Genomic DNA, 14,779 nt, shown 5'->3' on the forward strand with positions numbered 1-14,779 from the left:
CCAGGCACATCCGACTCGACGTCACGGGTCCGGGTGCGAGCATGGCGCGGAGGGCGGAAATGGTCGAGCAGAGAGATCCGGCGGAGACTGTCGACCCCCTGGTCGATCAGGCCGGCCCACCAGGGCCGGAGACCGCCGACCCGGTGGCTGCCAGCGACACCAGCCCGGACGCCACCAGCGACACCAGCTCGACTGACGACAGCTCGGCCGCCGGCAACGCCAGCCCGGCTGACGACAGTCCGGCAGGCGGCGACGCCAGCCCGGCTGACACCAGCCCGGCCGCCAGCGACACCAACTCGACTGACGACAGCACGGCCGAGAGCGACGCCAGCTCGGCGAGCGGCGGCACGGCACCGGTCGTCGCGGACGCCTCGATCGACGCCGCTGACGACGTACCGGCCGGTGTCGACGACGTACCCGCCGGCGCCGACCCCGCTTTCGTTGGCGCGGACGCGTCCGGGACCGGGACCGACCCCAGGGAGTCGGACGCGGTCGACGCGCGCCCGGGTCAGGCCGCCGCACCGGTACGCGCACGCGCCAGCGTGGTGACCGCCGGGGCTCTCCGCAGTGACCTGCCGGCCAGCGCTCCGGTCACCGCGACCACCTACCGTGCGACCGGCTCGGCCAGCCCCACCGACGTGTCGTTGCCGGGGCAGCGGAACGACTCCGCCGCGCCGGCCCGGGCCAGCGCCACGGTTCCGAGCAGCAGCCGGGGCACGGCCAGTGCCCTGGGCACCCCCGATCGCCGGGAGAGCGCGCCCGCCGTCTACCGGGCCGCGCCGGTGGGTGCCGAGCCGGCCCAGCCCCTGACCCCGTCGACTCCGGAGCCGGAGCCCACGCCACCGGGTCCCGGGCCGACCCAGCCGTCGCCCCCAGAACCGGAGCCCGCGCCAGCCCCGGGTCCCTACCCGCCCGGACCGGCGCCGACGCCGGAACCCCGACCCACGCCGCCGCCCGGTCCGGTTCCGCCCGTTCCGGGTCCGCCCATCCCACCGCCCTCGCCGGTGCCGCCCATCCCCGGCCCGCCGTCGCCGCCCGTCCCGAGCCCGCCGCTGCCGCCGCCTGGTCCGCCGGTGCCGGCACCACCGGCCCCGCCCGGCCCGATGCCGGCACCGCCGTTTCCGCCGCCCCCGGCGATGAACGACACGCCCGGTGTACGCGCCACCGCGCCGGTTTCCGCGCCGCCGGCCGGCTGGCCGTCCACCGCAGCGGCGAACCGGCCGACGTCCGGTGGCGGATGGACCGGGACGGCTCCCTCCGCGCCGCCGGTGGTGCCCGCGCCCGCGCTGCCGAGCTGGCCACCGTCCACCGCTGGGGCGCCTTCGTCGCCCCGGAACAGCACCGGAAACTCCCGAATGACCGCGCCGCCGAGCAGCCCACCGGCTGGTTCCGCCGGACGGGACGCGGCCGGGGCCCGTGGTGCGCGGTACGACGGGGGCGCCGACCTGGCCGGCACCGTCTACGGCAACGGCGAGGGCGCCGGTTTCACCACTATCGCGATACCCGCCAACGCGGTGGAGACGTCCGGCTCGTTGACCGGGCACATCCTGGCCCAGGGCTGGTCGGACACGCCGGCCGAGCGGTCCAGTAACACCCGGGTGATGATCGTCCTGGCCGCCGCTCTGGGGCTGCTGGTGGCGATCAGTGTCGCGGTCGTCCTGCTGGCCGGCGACGCCCTGGACGGTCTGGTGGGCAGCGTGCTCAACGGGTGAGCCAGCGAGTGGCGACGATGGTGAGTCCGCCCACTACCGTTGGTCAACCGGCTGGCGGCTTCGCCAGACCGCCGTACACTGGGTGAGATCACTGACCCGGCGCGCGTGGTGTGCGCCCCTGGGCGATCTTGCGGGCGATCCGGCGGTACAGCCGCGGCAGGCCATCGCGAAGATGCGCCCCGCTCGAAAGGTTTTTGTTGACCACCTCTGCTGACCCCAGCACCGTTACGTCCGTTTTCAACTCAGTCCCGGCGGCCGACGTCGCCCGGGAGCAGCTCGACGCCGCCCCGAGCGAGGCCGGCACCGCGCCGGTAGCGACCGCGCAGGCCGAGCCGACCGAGACCGCTGAGCCGATCAGCTTCGCCGCTCTCGGCCTGCCCGAGCCGCTGGTCCGCGCCCTGGCGCAGCAGGGCATCACCAGCCCGTTCGAGATCCAGCGGGCCACCGTCCCGGACGCGCTCGCCGGCCGCGACGTGCTGGGCCGCGGGCAGACCGGTTCGGGCAAGACGCTCGCCTTCGGTCTGCCGATGATCGCCCGGCTGGCCCTTCGCAACCGGGCCCGGCCGATGCGTCCGCGCGCCCTGGTCCTGGTGCCCACCCGCGAGCTGGCCATGCAGGTCAACGACGCCTTGGTGCCGCTGGGCAAGTCCGTCGGCATCTTCCTCAAGACCGCCGTCGGTGGCGTTCCGTACGACCGTCAGATCGACGCGCTGCGCCGCGGCGTGGAGATCATCGTGGCGACCCCGGGCCGGCTCGGCGACCTCATCGAGCGAGGCATCTGCCAGCTCGACGACGTCGAGGTCACGGTGCTCGACGAGGCCGACCAGATGGCCGACATGGGCTTCCTGCCCGAGGTGACCGAGCTGCTGGCGAAGACGCCCGCGAACGGTCAGCGGCTGCTCTTCTCGGCCACTCTGGACGGTGACGTCGACGCGTTGGTCAAACGGTTCATGACCGACCCGGTCACCCACTCCACAGCGCCGTCCACCGCCTCGGTGTCCACCATGGACCACCACATGCTGTTGATCCCGCCGCACGAGAAGTTCCCGGTGGCGGCCTCGATCGCCGCCCGGGATGGCCGGACCATGGTCTTCGCCCGTACCCAGCTCGGGGTGGACCGGCTGGTCGAGCAGCTCGCGGCCGTCGGCGTACGCGCCGGTGGGCTGCACGGCGGCAAGACCCAGCGGATGCGCACCAAGACGCTCGCCGAGTTCCGTGAGGGCCGGATGAACGTGCTGGTCGCCACGGACGTGGCGGCCCGGGGCATCCACGTCGACGGGGTCACGCTGGTGCTGCACGTCGACCCGCCGAAGGACCCCAAGGACTACCTGCACCGCGCGGGGCGTACCGCCCGGGCCGGCGAGTCGGGCGCGGTTGCCACGCTGGTGCTGCCCAAGCAGCGCCGCACCACCCTGGCGATGATGGAGAAGGCCGGCGTCGCGCCGGCCGAGACCCGGGTCCGGGTCGGGGACGCGGCGTTGGCCGAGCTGGTCGGCGCGCGCGAGCCCAGTGGCGTTCCGGTCCGGGTCGAGGTGGAGCCCCGGGGCTACGGCGACCGCTCCGGCGGCCCGCGCCGGTTCGACGACCGGGCCGGGGGGCCGCGCCGGTTCGGCGACCGCACCGGAGGCGAGCGCCGCTCCGGCGACCGCCCGCAGGGCGACCGGCGCTTCGGCGACCGGCCCACCGGCGAACGGCGCTTCGGCGACCGCCCGCAGGGTGACCGCCAGTACGGCGACCGCCCCCAGGGTGACCGGGGCTACGGCGACCGTCCGCAGGGCGAGCGTCGGTTCGGCGACCGTCCGCAGGGCGACCGGCGCTTCGGCGACCGGCCACAGGGCGACCGGGGCTACGGCGACCGCCCCCAGGGCGAGCGGCGCTACGGCGACCGACCCACCGGCGAACGCCGCTTCGGCGACCGCCCGCAGGGTGACCGCCAATACGGCGACCGCCCCCAGGGCGAGCGCGGCTACGGCGACCGTCCGCAGGGCGAGCGTCGGTTCGGCGACCGGCCGCAGGGTGACCGTGGCTACGGCGACCGCCCGCAGGGCGAGCGGCGCTTCGGTGACCGGCCACAGGGTGAGCGGCGCTTCGGCGACCGGGACGCTCGGGGTGGTTTCCGCCCGGAGGGCCGGGTCCGGGACGACCGGCCCCGCGACGACCGGCCGCGCGAGGACCGCCCGCGCGACGATCGGCGCGGTTTCGGCGGGCGACCGCCGGCGCGTACCCACTGATTGATTTACCGAACGCCGTCGTGAAGCCCAGGCTTCACGGCGGCGTTCGCGCATGCCCTGCCGATGCGGAGCAGGTCGCGTAACGTCCGGCTCATGCCGACCATGCCGAAGTCAATCTTCTGGTCCCGGACGGACACCGCCGGCAGCGAGCAGGTTCTGCTCGACGACGGCCACGGGTTGGCGGCCCGGGGCACAGTGCTCGCCGTGGACCCGATTCCGTGGGCCGCCCGCTACCAGGTGACCACCACGCCGGACTGGGCCACCACCCGGGTCGAGGTCGAGGCCGAGGGGCTCGGCTGGCTGCGCCGGGTGACGCTGGAGCGGGCTGCGGGCCGCTGGCGGGTGACCACCGCCGAGCAGGGCGACCTGGACGCGGCTCTGGTCGCAGCCGGTCATCCCCGGGCCGGCCTGCCCGGCACTGACGACCCGGACCGGCTGGCCGACGCGCTCGACGTCGACCTGAGCGGCTCGCCGCTGTTCAACACCCTGCCGGTCCACCGGCTCCGGATGGCGGCGGAGCCGGCCGATGTGGCACACCGGATCACCGTCGCCTGGGTGCTGCTGCCCGGCCTGGAGGTGGTGCCGGCCGAGCAGATCTACACCGGGCTCGGGCCGGGTCGGGTGCGCTTCGCCAGCGGCACCTTCACTGCCGACATCGACCTGGACGACAGCGGTTACGTGGTGCGCTACCCCGGGCTGGCCGAACGGATCGACCCGCGCTGACCCGGTTGCCAGGCCCCGCTGAGCGTTCAAACCGGCCGGGCCCGCTGAGCGGTTCAGGCGGGCCAGGCCCCGCTGGCCAGGAAGCGGTCGATGGTGGCCAGGTGCGGGGTCAGGTCGAGGCCCTGGGCGGCCACCCAGTCGTCGGCGTAGTAGGTGTCGGCGTACCTGTCGCCCGGGTCGCAGATCAGCGTGACCACCGAGCCGGTCCGACGCTCGGCGAGCATGGCGGCGATCAGGCCGAACGCGCCCCACAGGTTGGTGCCGGTTGACCCGCCCACCCGGCGGCCGAGCAGCGCCGATCCGGCTCGCATGGCGGCCAGCGACGCCGCATCCGGCACCTGGACCATCCGGTCCACAACCGAGGGCAGGAACGACGCCTCCACGGTGGGCCGGCCGATCCCCTCGATCCGGGAGCCCTTCCCGGTCCGTACCGACCAGTCGGCGGCCAGCCAGGCCGGGTAGAACGCCGAGTTCTCCGGGTCGACGACGCAGAGCTTGGTGGCGAGCCGGCGGTACCGGGCGTACCGGCCGATTGTCGCGCTGGTGCCCCCGGTGCCGGCGCCCACCACGACCCAGGCGGGGATCGGGTGCCGCTCCAGCTCCAGCTGCGCGTAGATGGACTCGGCGATGTTGTTGTTGCCCCGCCAGTCGGTCGCCCGCTCGGCGTAGGTGAACTGGTCCATGAAATGCCCGCCGGAGTCCTCGGCCAGCCACCGGGCCTCGACCACCACGCCTGCCGGGTCGTCCACCAGGTGGCACCGGCCGCCCTGGAACTCGATCTGCGCGATCTTCTCCGGCGAGGTGGAGGCGGGCATCACCGCGATGAACGGCAGGCCCAGCATCCGGGCGAAGTACGCCTCGGAGACCGCGGTGGAACCCGACGACGCCTCGACGATCGTGGTGCGCGGGCCGATCCAGCCGTTGCAGAGCCCGTAGAGGAACAGCGAGCGGGCCAGCCGGTGCTTCAGCGAGCCGGTGGGGTGCGACGACTCGTCCTTGAGGTACAGGTCGATCCCCCATTCCCGGGGCAGCGGGAACGGCAGCAGGTGGGTGTCGGCCGAGCGGTTCGCGTCCGCCTCGACGGTCGCGATCGCCTCGGTCACCCAGGTCCGGCTGGATTCGTCGCACCGGTCGAGATGAGTCACGCTCGGAAACCTAGCAAGCCGGCCAGCGGCGATCAGCGCCGGTCCGGCGGGGCTGACCTGCGGCGTTGGCGGCGCTGACCGGCGCGGCCGGCGGCCCGGACGAGCGGGGTCAGCGCGACGGCCAGCCTGGGCAGCGCGTCCAACAGGCGCACCTGCGCTCCTCGCCAGCGGGGCAGGCTGACCACCGGACGTGGCCGGCGGGCCAGCCGGACCGCCCGGGCCGCCACCCGCTGCGCGGTCAGCATCGACCCGGTGAACGAGGCCACCGCCCCCGGGTCGTCCAGCCGATCGTGCAGCATCGGGGTCCAGATGCCGTCCGGGCATAGGCAGGAGACGTGCACCCGGCGGTAGCCGGCCATCCGCAGGTCGGACAGGGTGCCGAGGCTGAACGCCAGCAGGGCGTGCTTGCTCGCGGCGTACACCGTCTCACCGGGCGCGGCGACCAGCCCGGCCAACGAGACGACGTTGAGCACGTGGCCGTGGCCCTGCCCGCGCATCACGGTCAGTGCGGCGAGGGTGCCGTTCATGGCACCGAGGGCGTTCACGTCGAGCACCCGACGGCGGGTCGGGGCGTCGTGCTCCCAGGATGCCCCGGTGACCAGGATTCCTGCGTTGTTGACCCAGAGGGCGAGGTCGCCCCGGCTCACGGCGGTCGCGGCGATGGCGGCGCAGGCGTCCTCGTCCCGGACGTCCAGGGCGGCCGACCAGCCGCCGAGCGGCGCCGCGGCGGTCTGCACCGCCACCGGGTCGAGGTCGGTGAGCAGCACCGACCAGCCGTCAACGTGCAGCGCGGTGGCGATGGCGCGGCCCAGGCCCCCGGCAGCGCCGGTCACCACGGCCACGGGACGCGCCGACGGAGTCATCGGCGCACGCTACCGCCGGCCGCCCGGGCGACACCAGGGGTACGCGGCGGTCAGGCCGCGGGCGGGCCGACCGGCTGGGGGCGGTTCTCCCACTTGGTGGAGAGCGCGATGGCGGTACGGGTGGAGGCCACCCCCGGTGTCCGGTTCAACCGCACGATCAACTGCTCCAGCTCGGCGATCGTGCCGACCCGCGCCTTGAGCAGGAACGACTCCACGCCGGCCATGAAGTAGCAGGACTCGATCTCGGGCAGCACCCGCAGCGATTCGAGCATGTCGTCGGTGTCGGCGCCGGAGTCCTCGACGATGCCGATCAGCGCTGTGACACCCAACCCGATCGACTCGGGTGCCACGTCCGCGCGGTAGCCCCGGACCACGCCGCTGCTCTCCAGCTTGCCGACCCGCTCGTGCACGGCCGGGGCCGAGAGGCCCACCTGTCGGGCCAGCTCGGCGTACGAGAGGCGGGCGTTGCCTCGCAGCAGGTCGACGAGGCTCAGGTCGATGGCATCCACAGAGAGTGACCCTAACCTTTGACGCGTAACGTGCGGCCTTCGGCACCCGTTGGACTGAGCGGCGAGTCACTGTTCATAAACCGCCGGTCAGGGCAGAGGTAGCACCAGTAACATTACTAACTCCCCACTCAGTGCATTTTTCGCGTTTGGGCGGACAGGCCATGTCCCTGGTGCTGTAATTGCCATACGTCCCTCATGACGGCTCTGGGCTACGCACCAGCCGGGGGCAGTGTGTTCAGCCGGGGGCTTCGTCGACGCGAGGAGGGGGCTGTGGACACTGGAGATCGCCTGCTGACACCGGGTGAGGTCGCCGCGCTGTTTCGGGTAGACCCGAAAACTGTGACGAGATGGGCGGCGGCCGGCCGGATAGGAAGCATCCGGACTCCAGGCGGGCATCGCCGGTTTCGGGAATCCGAGGTGCGAGCCCTGCTTGAGGGGGAGGGCATGCTGGACGAGGTGGATGAGGTCGGAAAGCCACGCAATGTGGGACCGGCCGCATCGACGGGGCCGGGTCCGGCCAACGCCGGCATGTACTGAACTGGTGCGGACAACGCCACGCGGACCGGACACCAGTCCGGTCCGCGTCCCGCTCGGCCAACCGCCGGGCGGCAACACCACTGCTGAGCAGCACAACGGGTGCTCAGCCTGAGCGGACGGCTCAGCTTCGGGCTGCGCCGAGCTGGCCGGACCACCGCCGGAACAGGGTGTGCGGAACGCCGAGCGCGTCCAGCACCTTGCCGGCCACGAAGTCGACCAGTTGCTGCGCGCTGGCCGCCGCGCCGGCGCCGTAGAAGCCAGGGCTGGCCGGCAGCACCACCGCGCCCGCGTCGTGCAGCGCGATCAGATGCTCCAGATGGCTGCGGGTCACCGGCGTCTCCCGAGGGACCAGCACCACGGGACGGCGTTCCTTGAGGTTGACCTCGGCTGCGCGCTGCAACAGGTCCTTGGAGAGCCCGATCGCGATGCCCGCGCAGGCTGCCGTGCTGGCCGGGACCACTGTCATCCCGCGTACCCGGTAGGAGCCACTGCTCGGCCCGGCGGCCAGGTCGCCGGCCGGCCAGTGCCGCACATCCGCAGTGGTCAGGTCCCGGTCGAGCCAGGCGGCGAGGTCCTCGGCCCAGTGCCCGTCACGGAAGGGCCGGCCGGTCTCGTCGAGCACTGTGAGTCGCGCCGCCCGGGACACGATCAGGTCCACCGGCTCGCCCGCGTCGAGCAGTCCGCCGATGACGGCCGCCGCGTACGGCGTACCGGAGGCACCGGAGACCCCGACCACCCATGGTTCCCGCATGCCCCCAGCCTGCCTGGTCCGGCTGACCCGCTGGTGGGCACCCCCGGGGTTGGTCCGGTCCGACATGTCGGGCGGGGCACCTGCGCATCCCAACGACCTGAGATGCTGCCGCTGGGCAATTCGCACCGGAACCATCTCGCAGAGGAGACATCGGTGACGACCAGCGAGATCCTCCGGGCGCTGCGTGCCGAGTGTCCGATCCCGTCCCGGCTCTCACCGCACGCCGATCGTGTGCAGGGCTGGCTGCTCGGTGTGCTGCCGGAGCTCGGCCTTCCACTGGACGACGCCGCACTGCACCGGCTGTCCCGGGGGGCCTTCGCCCGGTACGCCGGGCGGCTCTACCCGGCGGCGAGCGAAGCCGACCTGCGGGTGCTGGCCGCGCTGTTCACCTGGTTCTTCCTGGTCGACGATGCCTGCGACGGGCCGAATCGGTTGACCCCGGAGCAGATCCGGGCGCTGCGCAACGGCACGCTGGCGCTGCTGCACGACGGCACCCGGCTGCGGCAGGCCGGGCTGACCGGCCCGCTGCGGCGACTGCTGGTGCTGGCCTGGCGGGAGCCGCGCCGCCGGATGCCGGCCCAATGGCGGCAGCGCTTCGCCGACGCGGTGGCCCGGCACCTCGACGGCACCTGGCAGGAGGCGGCCAACAAGGAGGCCGGCCGCCGTCCCAGCGTCGACGAGTACGTCGAGCTGCGTCGGTCGACCTCGGCGGCGGAGGTGTCGTACCCGCTGGTGGAGTTCGTCAGCGGTCGGCCGTTGCCCGACCCGGTCTACCACCACCCGCTGCTGCGTCAGATCGCCCGCACCGGCAACGACCTGCTCTCCTGGTACAACGACCTGGCCTCGCTGGAACGGGACCGGACGACCGCCGGCGGGCACAACCTGGTCCTCGCCGTCCAGGCCGAACTGGCCGTACCGGAGGCGGAGGCGGTCGAACGGGCGGCCGAGCGCTGGCGGGAGGCGATGCGACGCTTCGTCGCGCTGCGAGCCGCAATGCCGTCGTTCGGCCCGGCGTTGGACGAGGCGGTCGCCGACCATCTCGACGGGATCGCGTACGCCGTGCGCGGGACCATCGACTGGACGTTCGAGAGCGCCCGCTACCCCGTCAGCACCACACCGCCAGCCTCAGGACCGTAGGCCGAGCCGGGCTGGCTCAGCCTCAGGGCCGTAGGCCGAGCCGGATCACCAGGTCGAGCAGTGCGAAGAGGAACAGCGCGATGCCGACGAACCCGTTGGCGGTGAAGAACGCCCGGTTGACCTTGCTGAGGTCGGTGGGGGTGACCACCAGGTGCTGGTAGGCGAACGCCACAGCGGTCAGCGCCAGCCCGATCCACCAGAGCCAGCCGAGACCGATCAGCGCGCCGAACCAGATGAACAGCGCGAAGGTCACCACGTGCGCGACCGAGGAGGCGTGCAGCGCGAAGCGCCTACCGTACCGGGCGGGCACGCTGTGCACGCCGATCTCCCGGTCGATCTCGGAGTCCTGGCAGGCGTAGATCAGGTCGAAGCCGCCGATCCACAGCCCCACCGCGGCGCCGAGCAGCCAGGCCGGCCCGGAGCCGTCCAGGGTGCCGGTGACCGCCAGCCAGGCGCCGACCGGGCCGACCGCCTGGGCGATGCCGAGGATGGCGTGCGGCCAGTTGGTGAACCGCTTGGCGTAGGGGTAGACGACCAACGGCACCACGGCGAGCGGTGCGAGCACCAGGCAGAGCGGGTTGAGCAGGGCGGCCGCGACGAGGAAGACGACCAGCGCGACGGCCGCGCCGGTCCAGGCCGTCCGCACGCTCACCGCTCCGGTGACCAGTTCCCGGCCGGCGGTACGCGGGTTCCGCGCGTCGATCTGGCGGTCGAGGATCCGGTTGGCGGCCATCGCGAACGTCCGCGCCCCGACCATCGCCACGGTGATCAGCAGCAGGTCGAGCCACCGCACCCGCCCGCCGTTGACCTGCATGGCGGCCAGCGCCGAGAGGAACGCGAACGGCAGCGCGAAGACGGAGTGCTCGACGGCGACGAGCCTCAGGAAGGACTTGGTCCGGCCCGGCGTCGCGGCCGGTGCGTCGAGGACGGCCATCAGATTCCGTACTCCTTCCAGCGCTTGTCGACCAGGGCCGTGACCTCGGGGGCCATGGTCATTTCCTCCGGCCACCCGCGGGTGTAGCCCTCGGTGGGCAGCTTGCGGGTCGCGTCGACCCCAGCCTTGCCGCCCCAGAACTGCTGGTACGACGAGTGGTCGAGGTGGTCCACCGGACCCTCGGTGAGCAGCAGGTCGCGGGCATAGTCGACGTTGCCGAAGGCCCGGAAGGCCACCTCGTTGTAGTCGTGCACGTCGCAGTCCTCGTCGACGATCACGATCAGCTTGGTCAGCGACATCAGGTGCGCGCCCCAGATCGCGTTCATCACCTTCTGCGCGTGCTTCGGGTAGCGCTTGCGGATGGAGACGATCGCGCAGTTGTGGAAGACGCCCGCAGCCGGCAGGTCGTAGTCGACGATGTCCGGGATCATCAGCTTGAGCAGCGGCTGGAAGATCCGCTCGGTGGCCTTGCCGAGGCCGTGGTCCTCCTGCGGCGGCTTCGAGGTGACGATCGAGTGGTAGACCGGCTTGCGCTGCATGGTCATCGCCTCGATGTGCAGCACGGGGAACGGCTCGACCGGCGTGTAGAAACCGGTGTGGTCGCCGAACGGCCCCTCGGGCAGTCGCTCACCCGGCTCCAGGTAGCCCTCCAGCACGATCTGCGCGTGCGCCGGCACCTGCAACGGCACGGTGAGGCAGTCGACCATCTCCACCCGCTCGCCGCGCAGGAACCCGGCGAACAGGTATTCGTCGATGTCGCCGGGCAGGGGTGCGCTGGCCGCGTACGAGACGACCGGGTCGCAACCGATGGCGATCGCGACCGGCAGGCGCTGCCCGAGCCGCTCGGCGACCGCGTGGTGCGCGGTGGAGTCCTTGTGGATCTGCCAGTGCATGCCCAGGGTGTTGCGGCCGTGCTGCTGGAGCCGGTACAGGCCGAGGTTGCGCTTGCCGGTTTCCGGGTGCTTGGTGTGGGTCAGCCCGTAGTTGTGGAAGATGCCACCGTCGTCGGGCCAGACCTGCAACCCCGGCAGCCGGTTCAGGTCGACGTCGTCACCCCGGTAGACGACCTCCTGGCAGGGGGCGGTCTTCACCTTGCGCGGCGGCAACGACTTGAGCTGCATGACCTTGCCGAGGCCCTCCCGGATGCCGGACCAGCCGACCGGCAACTCCGGCTTGATCATCGCGCCGATCCGGGCACCGATCTCATCCAGCGAGTCGACGCCGAGGGCCATCGCCATCCGCTTCTCGGTGCCGAACAGGTTGATCGCCACCGGCATCTCGCCCCGGGTCGGACGCTCGAAGAGCAGCGCCGGGCCGCCAGCCCGCACCGTGCGGGTGACCACCTCGCTGATCTCCAGGGTCGGATCGACCGGGACGTCGATCCGGCGCAACTCCCCCGCGCGCTCCAGCGCCGCGATGAAGTCCTTGAGATCGGTGTACGGGAAGCCACGAGCCGCCATGTCGCCCAGTCTCCCGCACCGCCTCCCGCACGACCCAAGCCGGGTGCTGTGACGCTCGCGATTGCCCGCCGAGATCGGCGGGCGGCGGACGGCGGACGGCGGACGGCGGACGGCGGACGGCGGACGGCGCTTCTAGATCAACTCGGGTTCCATGAAATCGCGGTGTCCCGGGCCGCCGGACACCGCGACTTCAAGGAAGGCGAGTTGATCGACCAGCAGGACCGGCACCTCGCGGGCATGGCGGCCGGTTGAGCGGGTAGCCGGGCAGGCGGCGGGCGGCCGGCAGAGGACGCGCGCGGGCGGGCGGCGGACGGGGGCGGCTATGGGCGGGGAGCGGGTTCCGGCGGGGTTCACCGAGCAACGGGCGCGGGTCGGCCAGATCAGCATGAACTACGTCCGTGGCGGCGGCGGCCCGCCACTGGTGCTGCTGCACGGATATCCGCAGTGCTGGTACATGTGGCGGCACCTGCTGCCCGAGTTGGGGCGCTCCTTCGACGTGGTCGCGCCGGACCTGCGCGGCTTCGGGGGCAGCGACGCCCCGGATGGCGGGTATGACAAGAAGACGGTCGCCGCGGACCTGCACGGACTACTCGACCAGCTCGGCCTGGTCAGTGACCTCCGGCTGGTCGGGCACGACCTGGGGACCATGGTGGCGTACGCGTACGCCGCCGCCCATCCGCAGCGGGTGAGTCGGCTGGTGCTCACCGAAGCGCCGATCCCGGACGAGAGCATCTACACGTTCCCCGCGCTCACCTCGGCCGGGCCCGGGGTGTGGAACTTCGGTTACTTCTCCATCGGCAATGGGCTTCCGGAAGAGCTGGTCAACGGGCGGGAGTCGCTCTGGGTGGACCGGTTCACCGATGCCCTGATGGTGCGCAAGGGCAGCATCGCCGGGCCCGACATCGAGGAGTTCGCCGGCCATCTGCGCGACCCGGCGCATCTGCGGGCCAGCTTCGCCTACTTCAGGGCGTTCGAGCAGGACATCGCCGACAACGCGGCGTACCGGGACACGAAGCTGACGATGCCGGTGCTGGCCGTCGGCGCGGCGGCCAGCCTCGGTGAGCAGGTCGCCGAGCAGGTTCGCCGGTACGCCGACACGGTCCGCGGCGAGGTGATCGAGGACTGCGGGCACTGGCTGTACGAGGAGCGCCCGGACGAGATGCTCGCTCTGCTGCGGGACTTCCTCGGGGCGGCCTGAGCAGCGGCCCACCGGCGTCTCCGGTCAGACTGCCGGCGTCCAGGCGTGGGCGGTCAGCGGTGGGTCGAGCGGTGCCCGGGTGAGCCGGTTGGCGAAGGTGGACATGGTGTACGCGCCGACGCCGAGCACCACGTCCAGCGCGTGCCGGGGCTGGTAGCCGGCGGTCAGGAAGTCGTCCAACTCGTCGTCGGGCACTGCGCCTCGGTGGTCGAGCACGGCCAGCGTGAACCGGCGCAGCGCCTCCAGCCGGGGCTCGGGCAGCGCCGTGCCGTCGCGCAGCGCGGCAGTCAGCTCGGCGGGGGCGTCGAGCTGGGTGAGCCTGCCGGTGTGCAGGGCGACGCAGACGTGGCACTCGTTGGTGGTGGCGACGGCGAAGACGACCACCTCCTGCTCCAGCGGCGTGAGGTCGGTCTGCTCGAAGCCCGCGTTGGCCTTGAGGAAACCCGCGAGCAGCTGAGGTGATTCGGCCATCAGCGCCACCGGCGTCGGCAGCCAACCGAACCGGCCGCGTACTCCCTCGACGGCACGCCGGGCAGCGGCGGGGGCGGTTTCGGTGGTGTGGGCGGTGAAGACGGACATGGGTACCTACTTTCCACAGCCTTGATCACGGACGTAAGATAGTCAACGTGGTTGACGAAATAGTAAACGTGGTTGACGAACATGGCAACCCCTGAACCCGCCCGGCCCGGCTTCGCGCTACCGCTGCTGCTGTTGGCCGGCTTCCGAACGCTGATCGACGACCTGCACGCCGAGCTGGCGCGGGAGGGGCATCCGGAGCTGCGACCGTTGCACGGGTTCGTGCTCCAGGCCGTCGGCGCGGACGGCACCACCGCCACCGAGCTGGGCCAACGGCTGGGCATCTCCAAGCAGGCGGCGGGCAAGACGGTCGACCGGCTGGTCGCCGTCGGCTACCTGGAGCGGGTCGACGACCCCTCCGACGCCCGACGCCGGCTGGTCCGGGTGACAGCGCGCGGCGCCGACGGGCTACGCCGCTCGGCCGAGATCTTCGACCGGTTGCGCGCACAGTGGGCCGCCACGCTCGGCCCGGAACGTGTCACCGCCATGGAGGACGACCTCGGCAGGATGGCCTCGGCCAACTGGTTCCGGCTCGACGTGCCCGGCTGGTTCGGCGGCTGATCGCGGCTGCCGGTCCGGGCCGCCCGGAGCTCGGCCGGGCCGTCACCGCAAGATCCACTCGGGCTTCAGGAAAGTGCGGCATCCCAAGCGGCAGGACACCCCGACTTCAGGAAAGCCGAGTGGATCAACGGTCCATCGGGCACGGGACACTGCCACATCACCGGCCGGGGGCGGGTCAAGCCCGGCGGACACATCTCACCGTGCCTGGCCGAACGGCGGGACGCGGGAGCAGAGTGGACCAATGTCGGATGCCTACGTCGTCGGCGACCCGGACGGGTTGTCGCCCCTACAGGTCGAGCTTCGCGACGCCATCGCCCGGGAACTGCACGCCCAACTGGCCTTGCGCGGCGAGCGGATCGAGCTGGCCGACCTACCGGAGGTGTCCTACCAGGTCACGATCCAGGTCGAGCGAGCCATGCGGTCCTGGCTACCCACGCGGTAG

At 72.4% G+C, this 14,779-nt stretch carries 15 protein-coding genes; 8 read left to right on the forward strand and 7 right to left on the reverse strand.

Annotated features, from left to right (window positions below):
* Positions 1 to 59 precede the first annotated feature (59 nt).
* The 3 genes from ABZU74_RS01350 to ABZU74_RS01360 all read left to right on the forward strand — a co-directional run bounded on the left by ABZU74_RS01350 (position 60) and on the right by ABZU74_RS01360 (position 4,666).
* Entirely contained in the window at positions 60 to 1,712 is a 1,653-nt protein-coding gene (locus ABZU74_RS01350) for a hypothetical protein (RefSeq protein WP_355416955.1), read from the forward strand.
* A 353-nt stretch (positions 1,713 to 2,065) separates the two neighbouring features.
* Positions 2,066 to 3,943 (forward strand): DEAD/DEAH box helicase, encoded by a 1,878-nt coding sequence (locus tag ABZU74_RS01355; protein WP_355418196.1) that lies wholly within the window; start codon positions 2,066 to 2,068, stop codon positions 3,941 to 3,943.
* A gap of 93 nt (positions 3,944 to 4,036) precedes the next feature.
* A complete protein-coding gene (locus ABZU74_RS01360; protein ID WP_355416958.1) occupies positions 4,037 to 4,666 on the forward strand; it encodes a putative glycolipid-binding domain-containing protein in 630 nt (209 codons plus the stop codon).
* Between the two features lie 53 nt (positions 4,667 to 4,719).
* Here ABZU74_RS01360 and ABZU74_RS01365 read toward each other — a convergent pair whose 3' ends face one another.
* Genes ABZU74_RS01365 through ABZU74_RS01375 form a run of 3 tightly spaced genes read right to left on the reverse strand, consistent with a single transcriptional unit; the run spans position 4,720 to position 7,183 of the window.
* Positions 4,720 to 5,811, reverse strand: coding sequence for a PLP-dependent cysteine synthase family protein (locus ABZU74_RS01365; protein ID WP_355416961.1), 1,092 nt, complete (start codon positions 5,809 to 5,811; stop codon positions 4,720 to 4,722).
* Between the two features lie 32 nt (positions 5,812 to 5,843).
* On the reverse strand, positions 5,844 to 6,674 hold the full coding sequence (locus ABZU74_RS01370; RefSeq protein WP_355416964.1) for an SDR family NAD(P)-dependent oxidoreductase: 831 nt from the start codon (positions 6,672 to 6,674) through the stop codon (positions 5,844 to 5,846).
* Positions 6,675 to 6,724: 50 nt separating this feature from the next.
* Positions 6,725 to 7,183, reverse strand: a complete 459-nt coding sequence (locus ABZU74_RS01375) for an Lrp/AsnC family transcriptional regulator (protein WP_030486226.1) — start codon at positions 7,181 to 7,183, stop codon at positions 6,725 to 6,727.
* A gap of 270 nt (positions 7,184 to 7,453) precedes the next feature.
* On the opposite strand from ABZU74_RS01375, the gene ABZU74_RS01380 reads away from it, so the two are divergent.
* Positions 7,454 to 7,720 carry a BldC family transcriptional regulator gene (locus ABZU74_RS01380; protein ID WP_007454516.1) on the forward strand — a complete coding sequence of 89 codons (267 nt, stop codon included), beginning with the start codon at positions 7,454 to 7,456 and terminating at the stop codon, positions 7,718 to 7,720.
* Positions 7,721 to 7,841: 121 nt separating this feature from the next.
* Here ABZU74_RS01380 and ABZU74_RS01385 read toward each other — a convergent pair whose 3' ends face one another.
* Positions 7,842 to 8,471, reverse strand: coding sequence for a UbiX family flavin prenyltransferase (locus ABZU74_RS01385; RefSeq protein ID WP_355416967.1), 630 nt, complete (start codon positions 8,469 to 8,471; stop codon positions 7,842 to 7,844).
* Positions 8,472 to 8,624: 153 nt separating this feature from the next.
* On the opposite strand from ABZU74_RS01385, the gene ABZU74_RS01390 reads away from it, so the two are divergent.
* Positions 8,625 to 9,608 carry a terpene synthase gene (locus tag ABZU74_RS01390; RefSeq protein WP_355416970.1) on the forward strand — a complete coding sequence of 328 codons (984 nt, stop codon included), beginning with the start codon at positions 8,625 to 8,627 and terminating at the stop codon, positions 9,606 to 9,608.
* A gap of 22 nt (positions 9,609 to 9,630) precedes the next feature.
* Here the strand turns inward: ABZU74_RS01390 and mqnP are convergent, their stop codons facing one another.
* A complete protein-coding gene (gene mqnP / locus ABZU74_RS01395; RefSeq protein WP_355416973.1) occupies positions 9,631 to 10,542 on the reverse strand; it encodes a menaquinone biosynthesis prenyltransferase MqnP in 912 nt (303 codons plus the stop codon).
* Positions 10,542 to 12,002, reverse strand: a complete 1,461-nt coding sequence (locus ABZU74_RS01400; protein WP_355416976.1) for a menaquinone biosynthesis decarboxylase — start codon at positions 12,000 to 12,002, stop codon at positions 10,542 to 10,544. The genes mqnP and ABZU74_RS01400 overlap by 1 nt, the downstream gene beginning before the upstream one ends.
* 322 nt (positions 12,003 to 12,324) lie before the next feature.
* On the opposite strand from ABZU74_RS01400, the gene ABZU74_RS01405 reads away from it, so the two are divergent.
* Positions 12,325 to 13,200, forward strand: a complete 876-nt coding sequence (locus tag ABZU74_RS01405) for an alpha/beta hydrolase (RefSeq protein ID WP_355416979.1) — start codon at positions 12,325 to 12,327, stop codon at positions 13,198 to 13,200.
* A gap of 24 nt (positions 13,201 to 13,224) precedes the next feature.
* Here the strand turns inward: ABZU74_RS01405 and ABZU74_RS01410 are convergent, their stop codons facing one another.
* Positions 13,225 to 13,779 carry a carboxymuconolactone decarboxylase family protein gene (locus ABZU74_RS01410; RefSeq protein WP_355416982.1) on the reverse strand — a complete coding sequence of 185 codons (555 nt, stop codon included), beginning with the start codon at positions 13,777 to 13,779 and terminating at the stop codon, positions 13,225 to 13,227.
* A gap of 81 nt (positions 13,780 to 13,860) precedes the next feature.
* On the opposite strand from ABZU74_RS01410, the gene ABZU74_RS01415 reads away from it, so the two are divergent.
* Together ABZU74_RS01415 and ABZU74_RS01420 are read left to right on the forward strand one after the other, a co-directional pair.
* Positions 13,861 to 14,337 carry a MarR family winged helix-turn-helix transcriptional regulator gene (locus ABZU74_RS01415; RefSeq protein WP_355416985.1) on the forward strand — a complete coding sequence of 159 codons (477 nt, stop codon included), beginning with the start codon at positions 13,861 to 13,863 and terminating at the stop codon, positions 14,335 to 14,337.
* Positions 14,338 to 14,578: 241 nt separating this feature from the next.
* On the forward strand, positions 14,579 to 14,779 hold the full coding sequence (locus ABZU74_RS01420; RefSeq protein ID WP_355416988.1) for a hypothetical protein: 201 nt from the start codon (positions 14,579 to 14,581) through the stop codon (positions 14,777 to 14,779).

This window comes from Micromonospora sp. NPDC005171, assembly GCF_040608575.1.
Taxonomy (GTDB): domain Bacteria; phylum Actinomycetota; class Actinomycetes; order Mycobacteriales; family Micromonosporaceae; genus Micromonospora.

What these genes read in the sequence shown, in the direction of transcription:
- ABZU74_RS01350 (WP_355416955.1), top strand. Translation starts at nt 60, where the DNA reads ATGGTCGAGCAGAGAGATCCGGCGGAGACTGTCGACCCCCTGGTCGAT.
- ABZU74_RS01360 (WP_355416958.1), top strand. Translation starts at nt 4,037, where the DNA reads ATGCCGACCATGCCGAAGTCAATCTTCTGGTCCCGGACGGACACCGCC.
- ABZU74_RS01370 (WP_355416964.1), bottom strand. Translation starts at nt 6,674, where the DNA reads ATGACTCCGTCGGCGCGTCCCGTGGCCGTGGTGACCGGCGCTGCCGGG.
- ABZU74_RS01385 (WP_355416967.1), bottom strand. Translation starts at nt 8,471, where the DNA reads ATGCGGGAACCATGGGTGGTCGGGGTCTCCGGTGCCTCCGGTACGCCG.
- mqnP (WP_355416973.1), bottom strand. Translation starts at nt 10,542, where the DNA reads ATGGCCGTCCTCGACGCACCGGCCGCGACGCCGGGCCGGACCAAGTCC.
- ABZU74_RS01400 (WP_355416976.1), bottom strand. Translation starts at nt 12,002, where the DNA reads ATGGCGGCTCGTGGCTTCCCGTACACCGATCTCAAGGACTTCATCGCG.
- ABZU74_RS01405 (WP_355416979.1), top strand. Translation starts at nt 12,325, where the DNA reads ATGGGCGGGGAGCGGGTTCCGGCGGGGTTCACCGAGCAACGGGCGCGG.
- ABZU74_RS01410 (WP_355416982.1), bottom strand. Translation starts at nt 13,779, where the DNA reads ATGTCCGTCTTCACCGCCCACACCACCGAAACCGCCCCCGCCGCTGCC.
- ABZU74_RS01415 (WP_355416985.1), top strand. Translation starts at nt 13,861, where the DNA reads ATGGCAACCCCTGAACCCGCCCGGCCCGGCTTCGCGCTACCGCTGCTG.
- ABZU74_RS01420 (WP_355416988.1), top strand. Translation starts at nt 14,579, where the DNA reads ATGTCGGATGCCTACGTCGTCGGCGACCCGGACGGGTTGTCGCCCCTA.